We start from the raw sequence: 17471 nt of genomic DNA on the forward strand, positions 1-17471 counted from the left end.
GTTTCATCACATTTACTGGTATAGACAACTATACTTAAAAAAGGTAAACTGAATCTAACGACGAGAATAAGGGGGCACAATCATGAGCAGTTCTTTATTGCTCTCCAATATTCATATTGTGACAAAGACAGAAATCATTGAAAACGGTTTTGTCGGTTTACGCGATGGCAAGATCGACTATATTTCAACATCACCGCCGACAGGAAATTATGAAAAAGTATATATTTCCCGGGAAAACTTTTATTTACTCCCCGGAATGATTGATATTCACATCCATGGGGGATATGGTGCAGATATGATGGATGCGACACCAGAAGCCATGAATACACTTGCTGATCACTTACCCGCAGAAGGAACGACAAGCTTTTTAGCAACAACCATTACACAAAATCATCAAGAGATTGAGCAAGCACTTAAAAATGTCGTACAGTGGAGACCCTATAATGAAAAGCAGGCTGGAAGTCAGGCACAATGTTTAGGCATTCATCTAGAAGGTCCTTTTATTTCTAAAGATAAAGCTGGTGCGCAGCCAGCTCAATGGATTACACAGGCTAACCTTCCTCTTTTTGAGAAATGGCTGAGTGCATCTGATCAGCTGATTCGAATTGTCACTTTTGCACCTGAGGAAGATACTGATTTTGCATTTCTTTCCTTACTAAAAGAAAAAAATATCATTCCTTCTATTGGACATACAAATGCTCATCATGACATGATTGAACTAGCAGCAAAGCACGGTGCGCGTCATGTCACGCATCTTTATAATGCGATGAGTTCATTTCAGCATCGTGAGCCCAATGTTGAAGGGGCTGCGCTTACAAACGAAAAGCTTTTGACTGAGCTGATTACAGATGGCATTCATTCACATCCTCTTTCCGTAAAGCTTGCGTATTTGGCAAAGGGAAGTGAACGTTTGATCATGATTACAGACTCAATGCGTGCAAAAGGACTTGGAGAGGGAACCTACGAATTTGGTGGGCAGACAGTGACAGTCAGCGGTGAAAAAGCATTGCTGGCAGATGGAACACTTGCAGGATCGATTTTACAAATGAAAGATGGGGTCAAACGTATGAGACAGATCACACAATGCGGATGGACAGAAATTGCTCAAATGACCTCAACAAATGCAGCCACTCAGCTCGGGATCGATCATCAGCTCGGTTCGATCGAAGTTGGAAAACTGGCAGACTTGGTCATTTGGGATGAAACTGGCGAACTCATGATGACGATCTGCCATGGACAAATCGCTTATGAAAAAAAGGAGGCCACACACTGATGAACATCATCGAATTTGCAGATAAAGATCAATTAGGAAAAGCAGCTGCTGCTTTCATTGCACGTACCATTGAATCAAAAACAGATGCGGTTCTCGGTCTGGCAACTGGCGGTACACCAATTGACACTTATAAAGAGTTAATTCAGTTGCATCAAACAGAACAATTGTCTTTCAAACAAGCAAGAACAGTGAATCTGGATGAGTACGTGGGAATTGATCCAAATCATGAAAATAGTTATATGACTTACATGAAGCGTCATTTATTCGACCATATTGATCTCCCGTCAGATCAATATTTCCTTCCCAATGGTGCTGCTTCTCACTTGGAAGAAGAGTGCTTAAGGTATGATCAGCTCATTGAAGATTTAGGGGGCATTGATCTTCAGCTACTTGGTATCGGACAAAATGGACATATCGGGTTTAATGAACCTGGTACTCCCTTTGACTCAAAGACGCATGTCGTTCAATTAGATGAACACACTCGCCAGGCCAATGCAAGATACTTTTCTTCTATTGATGAGGTGCCTACACATGCCATTACAATGGGAATTGCAAGCATTCTTTCAAGTAAAAAAATTCTCCTTCTCGCATCAGGAAAATCAAAAGCGGACGTGATACAATATTTAGAACGAACAGAGATTCACCCAGACTTCCCTGCATCTGCTCTGAAACTTCATGAAGATGTGACGATTTTTATTGATCGAGAAGCTGGTTCACTACGCTAAACACGAGAGGATTTTCACATGTTTATTGATAAGCAGTCACCTATCCCCATGTACCATCAGATTATGGAGAACTTGAAAAAGCAGATTGAGGATGGAACGTTAACACCTGATACACTCATTCCTTCTGAAAGAGAATATGCCGAACGCTTTGGTATTAGCCGAATGACTGTCAGACAAGCCTTATCGAACCTTGTGAACGAAGGATATTTATACCGGCAAAAAGGAAAAGGAACATTTGTTAGCCGGAAAAAATTTGAACAACCGCTTCAGGGCTTAACAAGCTTTACAGAAGATATGCGTCAACGTGGGCTCAAAGCTTCAAGTCAGTTGATTGATTTCAAAAAAGTCGCATGCCCAGAGCACTTGCTGCAATCATTACAGCTGTCGAACAGTGAAAATGTCTATGAATTAAAACGAATCCGCCTTGCAAACGATGAACCAATGGCTATTGAAACGAGTTATATTCCTGAAAAATTTGCTGGCGAGCTCACAAAGGAGCATTTAACTGGATCTTTATATGAATATATAGAAGCGAACACAGGTCTAACCATCGCCCATGCCAAGCAGGAGCTTGAAGCCAATGTTGCATCAAAGGAAGAAGCTAACGTGCTGTCTATTTCATTAGGGGACCCTGTTCTCTCCATTGCAAGAACAACTTATTTTCAAAATGACCTTCCATTCGAGTATGTCATGTCCGTTTATAGAGGGGATCGATACAAGCTCACTCACACAATGGAAAGATAAAACTGTGCTCCTGAAAGCACAGTTTTTTATTTCCTAAGAAATGTTGATTGATCATCATTTTTTGTATGAATTTTCCATATAGGCGAGATCGCTTTCCCTTCGAAACGGTCTTTTGCGACAGTGTACCAATAATATTCTTGATTTGGCTTTAACCCTTTCCATTCAAAGGTTGCTTTTTTACCACTTTTCACACCTTTGACTTCTCCAAGAAGAACGTTTGTGTAGACATTCAATTCAAAATAATTGGTTTTAACGGATTTCATTTTAGGTGTTAAATCGACATCAATTGAAAATTCATCTTGATCTCCATACGTTTTTGGATCATAAAAATGTTCTTGATTCAAGTAGGGTGAGTATGTGGTGAAATGAAGCTGATTTTTTTCTTGATCCGCAGTGATCAGCCGCATAAAACCTTGACCGCCTTCAGGACCTGACTGGTAATCTGCAAGGATTTGATATACTTTTCTGTCCACTTTTCCATCATGATCATCGTCAATCTCATCTACTTTTCGACTGGCTCCGTGGTAGTGGCCACTAAATACTGCGACAATATTCGGGTGACGCTTTACCACTTGATGGAAGATCAAATCTCCAATTGGGCTTCGATTGCCGCTCACTAACAAATACTCATGGAAATTTAAAATGACAATTCGATCTGGATGTTCAGAAATGACTCGATTTAACCAGTCAATCTCATTTTGCTTAATCCCCCAGCCCATATACACCATCATATAATCATTGCCACCAGTAGAGATAAGATCATAATGACCTCGATTGTTTTGATAGGACTCACCGTAATACGGCTTGTCTTCAAAGCGTTTCGCTCCAAAGTATCTCCCATATTCCCTATAATGGCCGTCTTTGTGTCTGACATCATGATTACCAGCTAATACACCGTAAGGAATCTGATGCTGATCTAACACACGCATAAATGTATCGGCACGATTCCACTGCTTATCCTTTGAATCATCCACAATATCACCTGTATGGAACACATATTGAATATTTAATGGGTCCCTTTGATCTCTGATCCACTCGACCATTTTTTTGAAGATATGAGGATAACTTCTGGCATAATATTGAGTATCAGACATCCACACCATCTTATAAGGCTTTAACGCCTTACTGATTTCATCTTGTACAAGCAAATCAAACGTTTGATTTTTCATATACTGTCTGACTGACAGCAGCCCTTTCAGGTAAAATTCCTTTTCATCCTTGGCAAAGTGATGAGTGATTTTATCCCACTTTTCTTGCTGATGATTCCAAGCGTACATCGTTACCTTTCTCCCTGATAATGAGCTTCCTTTCCATACAGCCTCGACTACATCCTTTTCACGTACATCGTGATGAACCTTGATTTGAAAGCGATGATAAGGAAAATGCTGTAGATCTTTCGTTTCCACTGATTTACCATCAGCAAATGCAATGCGATTTCTTTCTCGATCAGAAAAAATCATTTCCCCTGTTTCATTTAAATGTTTTGGCGGCTCTGTTTCCGCTGCATATTTGAAAATCTTCATGGACGGATGCAGCGATGTATATTGATAGGCACGGTAAAAGGAGTAATCTAACTGATCATTAGTAGGATCATTGGTTAGCACTGTTTGCTTAGATGATTCCTTTTTTGTCCTATCTGACACTCTCTCTGGCGTTTCAGGGTGTTCATGTACCGTCTTAAAAACCTTTTTCAAAGTTGATTTGTTTCCAGCGGCATCTTTTGCTTTTATCTTCAATGTGTGCTCCCCAGGTTCTAATTCGCTAGAGGACGTCTGATAAGGCAAAGAGATCTGTTTTCCATCTAAATATGCCTTCATCTCCGCTATGTCACTCCAACGATCCGTCACCTTTGCCTTTAACGTAAAGACGCCTTTATATTGGTCATTTGCCTTTATATTACTCTTGATTTTCGGACCCGTGTTATCGACTTTCACACGTACAGATTGAGATTCGTCTGCGGTTTTAGCCTGAACAACATGTACTCCTTCTTTCAGCCTTCTTGTATCCCACTGAATATAGCTTGAAGCATATGCTTGCTTCGGGATTTGAAACTGAAATGCTCTTACTTTCTTAGCGCTTCCACCGTCGCCCATTTTCCATTCCTCATGCTGGCTCGCATTTAGAGGCAGAATTTGAGTGCCATTCGATAAAATCATCTGGACATTTTTCAATTCAAAATCATCGTGATTTTCTCCAGGAAATCGGTCAAACGGCGATGACTTCGTCCCAGCATGGAATGATATCGTTTGTGGACCTGCCTTTTCTAAGTGTTTTTCTGGTATTGGTATCGTATAGGTGCGATACACTTTTGTCGAATCATCAAAAATGGAAAGTAAGTGCTTACCTATAGACACACCATTCTTAAAATATAAATTTGTCCCTTTGACATCAAATGCAAGATATGGATCTGCTTCAAGTGCAGGGAATACTTGTCGAATCGGTTTTCCATCTATCATTAATTGTATGCTTTTTTTCTGATCTGCTGTTGCTTTTAAGTGAAATACGCCAGAAACCGTATCTCCTTCTTCTACATTCAATCGAAGGCCGTGAGCTTTGCTTACTTGTTCCACATCAATTGTTTTTTTCATTGTCATTGCTTGATTTTCGCCGTCTGACGCTTCAATCTGATATTCCAATCGTTCTTTACCGATGAGCTCAGGTGAATAAATAATATGGTGAAACAGCCGATCATTATGATCCTTTTGAAGCAGCACCTCTTTAAAATCTTCATGACGATTGGTTCGATATCGCAATTTGACCGTTTTGACGGACTGATCATCCTGCACATCTGCTCTCATTTCAATGCCTTCAGTTGGTTTTATCGGTTGATTGTCTGTCATATCTTCGATCACAGGTTTATGCACATCTTGTGATATTTCTTTTTTTTCAGTTGGAATTTGTGCTTTTAACACTTTTCCGGGTGTTGGCTCTTCCTCCACTTTCGAGATCAGCTTCATTTGTGTCGTACCATCCATTGGATACTTGAACAGTAACGATCTGTGCTCGCTAAACAATGAAGGCTTTAAACGATAGGATGCCGACGATACCTCTTCTCCTATATTTGTTGTGATAGAAACAAGGCGGGATTTAGAATTGGACAATCCTTTACTCTCAATGACCGATAGTTGCTCGCCCTCTTTTAAATGGCTTTTGTACATCGCATTAAAGTCCGCTACCGTTAAATGCTCCTGCCCTTTTTTTCTAAGCCAAAATACATACGGTTTTCCAGGAGAAATGGTGATCGGACTTGTGTGAAATGAATATATATCATCCATCTCCACGCCTTGCGCTGGATTGCGATAGCGAAGCTGGTAATGTCGAAGTGAAATGGGTGCATGTGTTGTGTTATACACCTCGATGAATTCAAAAGCATCCTTGCCTTTGCGGTTTTTTGAATTCACGACGATTTCTGTCATCAATAGCTCAGGAATCTGTGAGAGATCCTCTTCAAATCCATTTAAGTGAACTGCTTGTTCGGTTGTTTTGATGACAGACTTCTGCGTCAAGAATTCTGTATAGTAATGAACTGTTGGATTCCACAATTGATCTGTCGGGATTTTCGCTGTGAATTCTGGTTTCATCCCCGGCAATCGTTCCATTGGGATCAATCGATATCCTAGTTCATCACTCTGTTTATAGTACAAGTTTGCAGACAAAATTTGCTCTGACTGACTAATAGATGCCCGAAATTGAAGATCACGTTTTTTTCCTTGAACCGGACGGACATCTACTTGAAATTGATCAAAGATAAAAGGTGAAAAGGGCTTATTTCGTATGTTCACTTGTGTTTGTGTCAAAGATCCTGCTGAAGCAGGCTGACTGAAACAAAAAAGAATGCTCAAAAAAAGCAAAAGAATGATTTGTCTGCTCACATTCACCATCGTGCACCGCCTCCCTTCGGATATTGTGTCTCCTGAAGACGGTTTTTATGACAGATGGAACGGGGAAACGATATAAATTCACACAAAAAAACCGTTAGCTTTTTTTCGCTAACGGTTCCACGATTCCTTTCTGTATGAGCAGATGGAAAATGGATAAAATGACAGCCATCCAAATGGCCGTTCCAAACCCATCAATGTTAAAACTATCTCCCATAAAGCTTGAGGTCATCATCAGTGTGATGGCATTAATGACAAAGAGGAACAATCCTAGTGAAAGTACTGTCACTGGCAGCGTTAAAATGATCAAAAACGGCTTCACTAAAATATTGAGCAAGGACAAAATAATACTTGCTACAATCGCTGCGCCAAAGCCTTCAATATACACACTACCAAGGCCTGGCAGAATGCCTGAATCAAAATATCCAGCAATGACGATTAAAAGTAATGCATTGACGAAAATACTTACGATCCATCTAAGCATTTAGTTAGTGCCTTCTTCCGGAACAACAAAATACCAGATGAAGTAGATCAAGAAGATCGGCATAAATGCTGTCATAAATCCGATGATCACCGTTAAAATACGAAGCAGGGATGCATCGACACTTAAGTATTCAGCAAGTCCACCGACAACACCCGCTATTTTTTTATCTGTCGCTGAACGATAAAGCTTCTTCATGTAGAATCACTCCTTGTCTGATTGGTGCTTTACTTGGATTGAGCCTGTTTTTGTTTCTGCAAAAATGGATATATTGTGCTCAGCCTGTTGATTGGCTTTGATCATTTTCTCTTTTTGCAGCGTTTCATTTTTCTCTTTAATCATATTTGCATCAAGCAGCTCATGAGAGATCGACCCGAGATTGCTTTTCAGCTCCGCAGTCACTGCACAAGCACGCGGAATCTGAACGTCCACACTGCCTGTTGTCGTTTTTGCATAGATCGAACGGCATTTCTCATCTGACAGCTGAACAGCAATGTTCCCATTGAAGCTCTGTGCATCAATTGATTCACTTTTCCCGCGCAGGTCAATGAGCCCATTAATGGTTTCTACTTCAATCATACCACACTCGTGATCAGCCAGTTTGATTTGCCCATTTGCTGTTTCAATTCCGACTTTTTCTGCTTGTAAAGAGGCAAAAGAGACGACGCCATTTGTTGTTTTTGCAGCCAGTTCTTTTGTCTTTAGCTTTTCCCCGCGAATCGGTCCATTAAACAGTTTGACTTTGATCTTATCGTATTGGATACGTGGTACATACAGGGTGACATTGACCTTCATGGTCTTCTTTTCAGTTCGGATAAAAAATTTGTCCCCTTCAAGCCCGCAATCCAGATGTTGAAGAAATTGCTGTCTGGCCTGCTCTCCATCCTCTGCACGGTAAATTTTCGCATGACACTCTGCCCGAACATCCCCATCATCCCAAGGCATCAAATTGAGACTGCCGTTTGCCAATTGAAAATCTAAATGAGATAGTGCAGCGTCTTTGAATTGAAAAATGTGTTCAACGTCAACGGACTGTCCAAAGTTCAAATCAAGATCGACATCTTTGACCTTTTTCACCGCCGAATCTAACCATCCAAACAGCTTTGCACCGAGGTTTTCAGTACCAGTTCCTTTATTCTCTGTGCCAGCTTTTTCTTCATGAAAGGTATGATCAGCCGTTGATTTTTCTAGTGAAATGGACTGATTTTCTTCTAATTTTTCAAGTAGCGTAATTGCTTCTTTTGCAGATAATGTCCCGTCTTCTACTAATTTTAAAATGCGTTCTTTTTCATTCATACAAAGCCCTCCTACGATTTGATGGATTGAAGCACTTTAATACCTTGAATGATATTCCAAATGACAGAGATCAAAAAGCCAATGGCGACTAAAAAGGACAAGATAAGTACGGTGAACACTGGAACGAGTGAGTCGCTTGCCTGTGTCGTCAATAAAAAGGGGATAGCTCCAAAAACCAGCAGCACACACGCTGCGACTGGCAAAACATGTGACCACAATGCACGCAGCGAATGCCGTTTCGTTTCCTTTTGATCCACTACAAAATATGCCACGATCGGCACAATAAACGGCATGAAAAATACACTAAAATAACAAATAGATGCAATGATCGACTGATCTCTGTTCATATATATTCGCTCCTTCATGATGAAAATTCCTTTCTAACTCATACGTTTATGGCGTATAAAAAGTTTCAAACTCATTCGATTTACATATGACCTTAGACACAAATTATTTCTTTTTGCACCTAAGTGTAGATTCTTCATGGATTACCCTTTAAAATATGTTGAAAAGATGGTGATTATCATTATAGGGGGTAATTATTTTGACAGATCATCATAATGCTAACCACACGGCACAAACGCTTTTAGACCTTATACAGAAACAGAAAAGCATGAACAGCGATATGATCAAGGAGCTAGAGGCCATTCATCCGTCTCATCCGAAGTATGGTGATATCCGTTATTTAAAAGTACTGCTCGATAGTAGCAGCACTCATATTTTAAAGGATTTAACGCACCTCAGTAACTTAATGCCAAAGGAAGATGTGCAATAAAAGGAAAACCCCTCTTTCGGAGGGGTTTTTCTTTATGAGGATGTCACACTTTCTGTTTCTTTGACTAACTGTTTCATTCGCTCACGATCACGCTCTAAAATCGGTTTTAAGTATCGACCGGTGTAAGAAGCTTCTTCTTTAGCAATGTGTTCAGGTGTTCCTGAAGCAATAATCGTTCCTCCACCAGCACCGCCTTCTGGTCCTAGATCAACAAGGTAATCGGCAGCCTTAATAATATCAAGGTTGTGCTCAATGACCAATACCGTATCCCCGTTTTCGACCAAGCGCTGGAGCACTTTTAACAACCTAGCAATATCATCCACATGAAGACCGGTTGTCGGTTCATCTAAAATATACAAGGATCTTCCGTTTGAACGGCGATGAAGCTCAGATGCCAATTTCACACGCTGCGCCTCTCCACCAGACAATGTCGTGGCAGGTTGCCCAAGTGTAATGTATCCTAATCCAACATCAAAGATCGTTTGCAGCTTCCGCTTAATTTTCGGGATATTCTCGAAAAATTGAAGTGCGTCCTCTACCGTCATTTCAAGAACATCGGAAATATTTTTCCCTTTATACGTGACCTCTAACGTCTCACGGTTATAACGTTTCCCGTGACACACTTCACAAGGCACGTATACATCAGGTAAAAAGTGCATTTCAATTTTAATAATGCCATCTCCACGACACGCTTCGCAGCGTCCACCTTTCACGTTAAAGCTGAATCGCCCTTTTTTATAGCCTCGTACCTTCGCTTCATTGGTTTGCGCAAAGACATCCCGCACGTCATCAAATACACCTGTATACGTAGCAGGATTGGATCTTGGTGTACGGCCAATTGGAGATTGATCAATATCAATGACTTTGTCTAAGTGATCCATTCCTTTGATTTCTTTGTGCTGTCCTGGCTTCGCTTTTGCTCTGTGCAGTTTTTGGGCGAGGGATTTCAATAAAATTTCATTCACAAGTGTACTTTTCCCTGATCCTGACACACCTGTCACAGCGGTAAAAACACCTAAAGGAAACTTCGCATTCACGTTTTTAAGGTTGTTTTCTTTTGCCCCCTTAATTTCAATGAAGCGGCCGTCAGGCTTTCGTCTCTCAATCGGAAGCGGAATGAATTTCTCACCAGATAAATATTGTCCAGTCAACGATTTTGGGTCATTCATGACTTCTTCTGGCGTTCCAGCTGAAATCACTTCTCCTCCATGAACCCCTGCACCTGGTCCAATATCAATGAGATAATCAGCGGCAAGCATCGTATCTTCATCATGTTCTACGACAATCAGTGTGTTTCCGATATCTCGCATGTTTTTCAATGTTCCAATCAACCGGTCATTATCCCGTTGATGCAGACCAATCGATGGTTCATCTAAAATATAAAGAACGCCTGTCAGTCTTGATCCGATTTGTGTCGCCAAACGAATCCGCTGCGCCTCCCCGCCTGATAATGTGCCAGCAGACCGGCTTAATGTCAGATAATCTAACCCCACATTATTCAAGAAGGACAAGCGCTCTTTGATTTCACGTAAAATGAGCTGGGCAATCTGCAAATCTTTCTCAGACAACTCAATTTTCTCATAGAAATCAAGGGCATCAGATACAGACAAATCGGTCATTTCTCCGATATGTTTGCCATTGATGAGAACCGCAAGCGTTTCTTTTTTCAGGCGATATCCTTTACAGGTCGGGCATGGCTGATTGGCCATATATTTTTCCATTTGCTCCCGAATATAATCGGAGCTCGTTTCCTTGTAGCGTCGTTCAATGTTACGAAGCACACCTTCAAACTCGATTTCATTTTCACGGACCTGGCCAAAATCATTTTCATATTTAAAATAAATCAGCTCAGAGCCGCTACCATATAAAATTTTATCAAATAAATGCGGCGGGATATCTTTTACCGGAATATCCATGTCAATTCCATAATGTGTACATACCGCCTCAAGAAGCTGCGGGTAATATTGTGAGCTTTGAGGCTCCCATGGGGCAATGGCATGCTGACGTAAAGTCAAATCCTTATTCGGAATCACAAGCTCTGGATCTACTTCTAGTTTAGAACCAAGCCCATCACAGCTTGGGCATGCACCGAAAGGGCTATTAAACGAGAACATTCTTGGTTCAAGTTCCCCAATAGAGAATCCGCAGTGCGGACAAGCATGATGCTCACTAAATAACAGCTCCTCTTGTCCAATCACATCAATCATCACACGACCTTCACCAAGTCGGAGTGCCGTTTCAAGAGAATCAGACAACCGTGCCGCCACGCCTTCTTTCACGACAATTCGATCAATCACCACTTCAATGGAATGCTTTTTATTCTTTTCAAGCTCAATCTCTTCTGACAGGTCCTCCATCTCGCCATCAACTCTGACTCGAACGTAGCCCTGCTTCCGAATTTGATCAAGTACTTTCACGTGTGTTCCCTTACGTCCAGATACGATCGGAGCAAGCACTTGTAGTTTCGTTCGTTCTGGATACTCTAAAATGCGGTCTGTCATTTGCTCAATCGTCTGTGATGTAATTTCGATCCCATGAATAGGACAAATCGGTTTTCCGACTCGAGCATATAATAGACGCAAGTAATCATAAATTTCTGTAACAGTCCCAACGGTTGATCGAGGGTTCCTGCTTGTCGTTTTCTGGTCAATACTAATCGCTGGAGAAAGCCCTTCAATCGCATCTACATCTGGTTTGTCCATTTGACCGAGAAATTGACGTGCATAGGCTGACAGTGATTCAACATACCTGCGCTGACCTTCTGCATAAATGGTATCGAAGGCAAGCGACGATTTTCCCGAACCAGATAAACCCGTAATGACCACTAGCTGATCGCGCGGGATATTGACATCAATATTTTTAAGGTTGTGGGCTCTTGCCCCTTTCACCTCTATTCGTTCCATAGCCATCTGGCATTCATCCTTCCGCTTTTAGCTCTAGCAATAGATCTCTTAATTCTGCTGCTTTTTCAAAATCAAGCGCTTTTGCTGCATCTTTCATTTCCATCTCGATGTTTTCGATCACTTTTTCTCGTTCTTTTTTGCTCATTTTTGACAACTTTGGTGCTGCTTTTGTTTCGTATTCTTCTGAATCCTCATGTACTTTTGTTGCCTTGATCACATCTCGAATCTTCTTATGGATCGTTTGCGGAGTGATACCAAATTTCTCATTATACGCTTCTTGCTGCTCACGTCTCCGCTTTGTTTCTTGTATGGCAATGTCCATTGATTTCGTCATATTGTCTGCATACATAATAACCCGGCCTTCTGCATTTCTTGCAGCACGGCCAATCGTCTGGATGAGGGATCTTTCTGAACGTAAAAAGCCTTCTTTATCCGCATCTAAAATCGCCACGAGCGACACCTCTGGAATATCCAAACCTTCTCGAAGAAGGTTGATCCCAACAAGCACATCATATTTTCCGAGACGTAAATCACGAATAATCTCAATCCGCTCTAGTGTCTTAATTTCTGAGTGCAGATAATTGACCTTGATTCCGATTTCTTTCAGATAATCTGTCAGATCCTCAGACATTTTCTTCGTTAAAGTCGTCACAAGCACACGCTCATTTTTCTCAACTCTTGCATGAATTTCCCCAATTAAGTCATCGATTTGTCCTTCAATCGGACGAACTTCAATGATTGGATCAAGCAAACCGGTTGGACGAATAATTTGTTCCACGACCTCTGGCGTTTTATCAAGCTCGTATGGGCCCGGTGTTGCGGATACATGCACAATATGGTTAATGTGCTTTTCAAACTCATCAAATGTGAGTGGTCTATTATCAAGTGCTGACGGCAGACGGAATCCGTGATCAACAAGCACTTGTTTTCTTGCCTGGTCCCCATTGTACATGGCGCGAATTTGCGGGATGGTCACGTGTGACTCATCGACAACAATCATAAAATCATCCGGAAAATAATCAAGCAATGTGTAAGGTGTAGAACCAGGCGGACGTAAGGTGAGATGTCTTGAGTAGTTCTCAATCCCTGAACAAAAGCCCATCTCTCTCATCATCTCTAGGTCATACCTTGTCCGCTGCTCAAGACGCTGTGCTTCAAGCAATTTTCCGTTTTCACGAAGCTTTTCCAACTGTTCCTCAAGCTCTTTTTCAATATTAATAATCGCTTTTTCCATCTTTTCTTCTCTTGTGACGAAGTGAGATGCTGGGAAAATAGCAACGTGGTCACGATCACCGAGAATTTCTCCAGTGAGAGCATCTACTTCACGAATACGTTCAATTTCATCACCGAAAAACTCCACTCTGATACAATGCTCATCTCGTGAAGCAGGAAAAATTTCAACGACGTCTCCTCGAACTCTGAAGGTTCCGCGCTGAAAATCTATATCATTACGAGAATACTGAATATCCACCAGCTTACGAAGAAGCTGATTGCGTTCAATTTCCATTTCAGTTCGTAAAGACAGCACAAGCTCTCTGTATTCTTCAGGAGAACCTAAGCCATAAATACAGGACACACTGGCAATGATGATGACATCTCTCCGCTCAAATAATGAGGATGTGGCGGAGTGCCTTAGCTTATCGATCTCATCATTAATGCTGGCATCCTTTTCAATAAATGTATCAGTTTGAGGCACATACGCCTCAGGCTGGTAATAATCATAATAACTCACAAAATATTCAACAGCATTATTTGGAAAAAATTCCTTGAACTCGCTGTATAATTGTCCGGCAAGTGTCTTGTTATGCGCAATGACAAGGGTTGGTTTGTTCACTTCTTTGATCAGGTTGGATACAGTAAAGGTCTTTCCCGTACCTGTAGCACCTAACAGCGTTTGATGCTGTTTCCCCTGATGGATGCCCTCCACAAGCTTTTCAATGGCTTTTGGCTGATCCCCTTGGGGCTGATAGTTAGAAACTAATTCAAAGCGGTCACTCACATCAAAGCCTCCGTTTCGTTACGAAATCTATCTAATGAATATATTATCATAAAAGAACACAAAAATACGAACTAAAGTTCGTGTCTGACTTGATTTTTATTTCCAATACAACCATACCCTCTCTGCCGTGGCTCATAACCCTCTAAAGAAACCTTCCTTTCAGTATGGAACATTTTGGAGTGAGATATTCGATCAGCAGAAAAACCACAAAAAAGAAAGCTGCACTCACTAGAAATCGTAAGCACAGCTCCTGTATCAAAAACATTTTCTTTTCATCAAGAGGGATCACATCAATGATGTTTTTCAGCCTTCTCTCTTTTTTCGACTTCTTTCTTGGCCATAAACAATGCCCCGGCCACTAAAGAAATAATATCTAATCCTACGATAAAGTAGGTTTCTGTATAGCCTTTCATATACGAAGCAAATAAAAGCGCTGCTGTTAATGCAATGCCAACGTAATGATTATAAGTAACCTTTGAAAATAAAATAACGAGCAAGAAAGGAAAAACAAGTGCAAATATGGCTTTTGTAATCACAAAAACCCTCCCTCTACATGGTCTACTCCCTTGATTATAGTAAAGATTGGCATAATGAACAATTCACAGTTTTCAATTTCAGCTTTTTTCTTCTCGGTTGAAGACTTTTGATATAGATGAGGAGGAAAATTAGTGAAAACGTCCCCTTTCTAAAGATAGGTCTTTACGTCTTTGACAGTTACATCCAATAAATTCTATGATGAAAATGATAGTGCGCACTATCATTTTAAAAAACAAAAAGAGACAAATGAAACCATTGGCTATTTGGATAAGGGGGCATTCCCATGTATTCAGTATTATTTCATGCGGCTGAAGAATCCGCATCACTCGCAGGGGCAAAAGGCGTGAATTTAATTAAATTAAACAATCACGGACTGCCAGTTCCAGATGGATTTATTATCAAAACGAACAGCTTTGCAAGCTTTCTTTCATATCACAATTTCCATCCAACTGATCAAAACCTTGCCCGAAAAATCACAGAAGCTTCGTTTCCTTCACAAATGGAGACAGAATTACTTTCATCCTTTCAATCATTGTTGAAAACATATCCATCCGTTGCAGTGCGATCCTCTTCTGTTGCGGAAGATCTCGAAGGCGCCTCCTTTGCAGGTCAATACGAGACCTATTTAAATATCAAAACAAATGAAGAATTCTTGCAAGCCGTCAAAGAATGTTGGTCGTCTTACTTCGCAGCAAGAGTCACAGAATATAAGGAAGAAATGATTGAGAACGAGGAAGAGATGCCGCTCATGGCTGTTGTTGTACAAGGATTGATCCATTCTGACATCTCTGGTGTCATCTTTAGTGAGAATCCTGTATCAGGAAAAACAAACGAAGTCATGATGACTGCAAGCTATGGACTAGGAGAAGCCATCGTCTCCGGCCTTGTGACGCCAGATACATTTATTGTAAACAAAGAAACGTACTCTATTGAAAAATCACTAGGAACAAAAGAAGTGCAAATTGTCCCCTGTCAAGAGGGCGTCATTGAACAACCCGTAGGTGAAGAGATGGCTGGCCAATTTTGTCTTCGAGATGATCAATTGATCCAAATCACGAAAATGACAAAACAAGTAGAAGAACTTTATGGACATGGAGTAGATATCGAATTCGGCATGTCAGATGGTACTTTTTATTTACTTCAAGCAAGACCGATTACTGCTGCTTTTACCAATACAGCAAATGGCTCCTCAGGTGCATCCTTTCAAATGAAACCTGAAGAGCTGCAAGACTTCTGGATTTCAATGGACGATCATATGCCTGGACCCACAAGTCCTCTTTTTTCAAGTTTGATCATACCTGCTTTAAAAAACGGGATGAAGAAAAACGGAGAGAAGTATCAAGTACCAGACCTTAATATTAAAGATATCAAGCTTTATAGAGGCCATTTGTATTCTTCACCGTCTATGCCAGAAGCAGAAGTGGCAGCCGAACCAGTTTTTGACGAGAGCCTATTCGAACTGTTTCCTCGTTTAAGCGAAAGAATGTATCGCATTTTAGAGCAAAACTTGTTCCCATTATACGAAAAACTTGATCGGCAAATCACTCAACCGCTAACAATTGATGAAGCCATCAGCGGCTTTCAAGAATTAAAGGAAATTTATCTAAGAGCGTATGACGACCATTTTGACATTGTCATACCTCAAGTCATTCTATCAGCGATCATTGAAGACATGCTTGTCACATATACTGGGGATCAAACACAAGTCGTTCTGCTGCATGAAATGATGATAGGTGTGATGAACAAGTCTCTTGAAACAGATCAAAAGCTATCTCACTTGGCAAAAGACGTTCTTCAAGATTCCGAGCTTCTTCAGGCATTTAAAGATCATTCAACGAATGCTGAACTATTATATGCCCTCAATCACACAGATAAAGGAAAAAACTTCATTTCCAACGTAGAAGCTTTTCTCCAAGTCTACGGTTGGCGGTCTGTTAAAAGCCATGATTTCACAGAGGAAACATGGGTGGAGAACCCTGAATTTGTCTTGGACATCATTAGAAACAACATTCGGTACCAATCTGATTTTGATGAAGAATTTGCACAAGCCGTGATCAAAAGGCAAGAAACGTATGAACAGTTTATCAGTCAAGTGACAGATGAAGCGTTTAAAACAAAATTTGAGGAACTTTATCATTTTGCGCTCCATGCAGCCAATATTCGAGATGATCATCACTTTTACATTGATGCCATGTTAGATGCAAAAGCGAGACTCTATCTCTTAAAAATTGGTGAACTTCTTGTTCAAAAAGGAGCGATCCCTCATCAAGAAGATCTTTGGTATCTTTACGATGATGAAGTACTCAACGCGCTCACAACTTCGACCACATACGATTCGATCATTCAGCAAAGAAAAATTGAAATGAAGGAAAATGAATCCATCCAACCACCAGCTTATACAGGAACGCCTTCTGAAGCTGAATTACAGCAAGTAGAAAGAATGCTCGGTTCGCTAAGGGAAAATGCAAACAACACAGACGATGCAATCTATGGAATTGGTGCATCTAGCGGCATTACTTCTGGAAGAGTCAGAGTCATTACATCTGCTGATGAATTTTCACAATTTGAAAAAGATGACATTTTAGTTTGTAAAACAACGACACCTTTATGGACCAGCTTATTTAGAGATGCAAAAGCAGTCATCACCGATTCTGGCGGCATTTTGTCCCATTCCGCTATTATCGCTAGAGAATATATGATACCTGCTGTCTTAGGTACACGGATCGCAACTGAAAAACTAAAATCCGGTGACCTCGTGACAGTAGATGGAGCCAATGGGCGTATCCAGTTATTGAATCAGCATTCACGGGCATAGTCGTCACTGTTTGGATCATATTGGCGGTCACAGATTTTATCGGTA

General features: G+C 40.8%; 13 protein-coding genes. 5 read left to right on the forward strand and 8 right to left on the reverse strand.

From position 1 onward, the window contains the following. Window positions 1–82: 82 nt before the first annotated feature. The 3 genes from nagA to ACNO7B_RS16110 are packed head-to-tail and all read left to right on the forward strand — an operon-like array spanning window position 83 to window position 2742. Entirely contained in the window at window positions 83–1273 is a 1191-nt protein-coding gene (gene nagA / locus ACNO7B_RS16100) for an N-acetylglucosamine-6-phosphate deacetylase (RefSeq protein ID WP_417901698.1), read from the forward strand. Beyond that, complete coding sequence (gene nagB, locus ACNO7B_RS16105) at window positions 1273–1998, forward strand: glucosamine-6-phosphate deaminase (protein WP_046527618.1); 726 nt, start codon at window positions 1273–1275, stop codon at window positions 1996–1998. The genes nagA and nagB overlap by 1 nt, the downstream gene beginning before the upstream one ends. Before the next feature lie 18 nt (window positions 1999–2016). Continuing rightward, the gene (locus tag ACNO7B_RS16110) at window positions 2017–2742 is read left to right on the forward strand and encodes a GntR family transcriptional regulator (protein ID WP_417901699.1); all 726 of its coding nucleotides are present in this window, start codon (window positions 2017–2019) and stop codon (window positions 2740–2742) included. Window positions 2743–2768: 26 nt separating this feature from the next. Here ACNO7B_RS16110 and ACNO7B_RS16115 read toward each other — a convergent pair whose 3' ends face one another. The 5 genes from ACNO7B_RS16115 to ACNO7B_RS16135 form a co-directional block, all read right to left on the reverse strand. Next, window positions 2769–6623 carry a metallophosphoesterase gene (locus tag ACNO7B_RS16115; protein WP_417901700.1) on the reverse strand — a complete coding sequence of 1285 codons (3855 nt, stop codon included), beginning with the start codon at window positions 6621–6623 and terminating at the stop codon, window positions 2769–2771. 94 nt (window positions 6624–6717) lie between these two features. Beyond that, window positions 6718–7104, reverse strand: a complete 387-nt coding sequence (locus ACNO7B_RS16120; protein WP_007500042.1) for a phage holin family protein — start codon at window positions 7102–7104, stop codon at window positions 6718–6720. Beyond that, window positions 7105–7299 carry a PspC domain-containing protein gene (locus ACNO7B_RS16125; RefSeq protein WP_008348183.1) on the reverse strand — a complete coding sequence of 65 codons (195 nt, stop codon included), beginning with the start codon at window positions 7297–7299 and terminating at the stop codon, window positions 7105–7107. A gap of 6 nt (window positions 7300–7305) precedes the next feature. Then, complete coding sequence (locus tag ACNO7B_RS16130) at window positions 7306–8397, reverse strand: DUF4097 family beta strand repeat-containing protein (protein ID WP_048003033.1); 1092 nt, start codon at window positions 8395–8397, stop codon at window positions 7306–7308. Window positions 8398–8408: 11 nt separating this feature from the next. Further along, window positions 8409–8744 (reverse strand): hypothetical protein, encoded by a 336-nt coding sequence (locus ACNO7B_RS16135; protein WP_008348186.1) that lies wholly within the window; start codon window positions 8742–8744, stop codon window positions 8409–8411. A gap of 197 nt (window positions 8745–8941) precedes the next feature. Here ACNO7B_RS16135 and ACNO7B_RS16140 point away from each other — a divergent pair, with 197 nt between their 5' ends. Continuing rightward, a complete protein-coding gene (locus tag ACNO7B_RS16140; protein WP_008348188.1) occupies window positions 8942–9172 on the forward strand; it encodes a hypothetical protein in 231 nt (76 codons plus the stop codon). Window positions 9173–9204: 32 nt separating this feature from the next. Here the strand turns inward: ACNO7B_RS16140 and uvrA are convergent, their stop codons facing one another. The 3 genes from uvrA to ACNO7B_RS16155 form a co-directional block, all read right to left on the reverse strand. Next, the gene (gene uvrA / locus ACNO7B_RS16145; RefSeq protein WP_048001943.1) at window positions 9205–12081 is read right to left on the reverse strand and encodes an excinuclease ABC subunit UvrA; all 2877 of its coding nucleotides are present in this window, start codon (window positions 12079–12081) and stop codon (window positions 9205–9207) included. A 7-nt stretch (window positions 12082–12088) separates the two neighbouring features. Beyond that, the gene (gene uvrB / locus ACNO7B_RS16150; protein ID WP_113746940.1) at window positions 12089–14074 is read right to left on the reverse strand and encodes an excinuclease ABC subunit UvrB; all 1986 of its coding nucleotides are present in this window, start codon (window positions 14072–14074) and stop codon (window positions 12089–12091) included. 290 nt (window positions 14075–14364) lie between these two features. Continuing rightward, entirely contained in the window at window positions 14365–14610 is a 246-nt protein-coding gene (locus ACNO7B_RS16155) for a CsbA family protein (protein ID WP_008348197.1), read from the reverse strand. 284 nt (window positions 14611–14894) lie between these two features. Between ACNO7B_RS16155 and ACNO7B_RS16160 the strand changes: the two genes are divergently transcribed. Next, a complete protein-coding gene (locus tag ACNO7B_RS16160) occupies window positions 14895–17426 on the forward strand; it encodes a PEP/pyruvate-binding domain-containing protein (protein WP_417901701.1) in 2532 nt (843 codons plus the stop codon). Window positions 17427–17471 lie beyond the last annotated feature (45 nt).

The organism is Bacillus sp. AK25 (assembly GCF_048270685.1).
In the GTDB taxonomy this organism is placed as follows: Bacteria; Bacillota; Bacilli; order Bacillales; family Bacillaceae; genus Bacillus; species Bacillus altitudinis.

What these genes read in the sequence shown, in the direction of transcription:
- nagA (WP_417901698.1), top strand. Translation starts at nt 83, where the DNA reads ATGAGCAGTTCTTTATTGCTCTCCAATATTCATATTGTGACAAAGACA.
- nagB (WP_046527618.1), top strand. Translation starts at nt 1,273, where the DNA reads ATGAACATCATCGAATTTGCAGATAAAGATCAATTAGGAAAAGCAGCT.
- ACNO7B_RS16110 (WP_417901699.1), top strand. Translation starts at nt 2,017, where the DNA reads ATGTTTATTGATAAGCAGTCACCTATCCCCATGTACCATCAGATTATG.
- ACNO7B_RS16115 (WP_417901700.1), bottom strand. Translation starts at nt 6,623, where the DNA reads ATGGTGAATGTGAGCAGACAAATCATTCTTTTGCTTTTTTTGAGCATT.
- ACNO7B_RS16120 (WP_007500042.1), bottom strand. Translation starts at nt 7,104, where the DNA reads ATGCTTAGATGGATCGTAAGTATTTTCGTCAATGCATTACTTTTAATC.
- ACNO7B_RS16125 (WP_008348183.1), bottom strand. Translation starts at nt 7,299, where the DNA reads ATGAAGAAGCTTTATCGTTCAGCGACAGATAAAAAAATAGCGGGTGTT.
- ACNO7B_RS16130 (WP_048003033.1), bottom strand. Translation starts at nt 8,397, where the DNA reads ATGAATGAAAAAGAACGCATTTTAAAATTAGTAGAAGACGGGACATTA.
- ACNO7B_RS16135 (WP_008348186.1), bottom strand. Translation starts at nt 8,744, where the DNA reads ATGAACAGAGATCAGTCGATCATTGCATCTATTTGTTATTTTAGTGTA.
- uvrA (WP_048001943.1), bottom strand. Translation starts at nt 12,081, where the DNA reads ATGGCTATGGAACGAATAGAGGTGAAAGGGGCAAGAGCCCACAACCTT.
- ACNO7B_RS16160 (WP_417901701.1), top strand. Translation starts at nt 14,895, where the DNA reads ATGTATTCAGTATTATTTCATGCGGCTGAAGAATCCGCATCACTCGCA.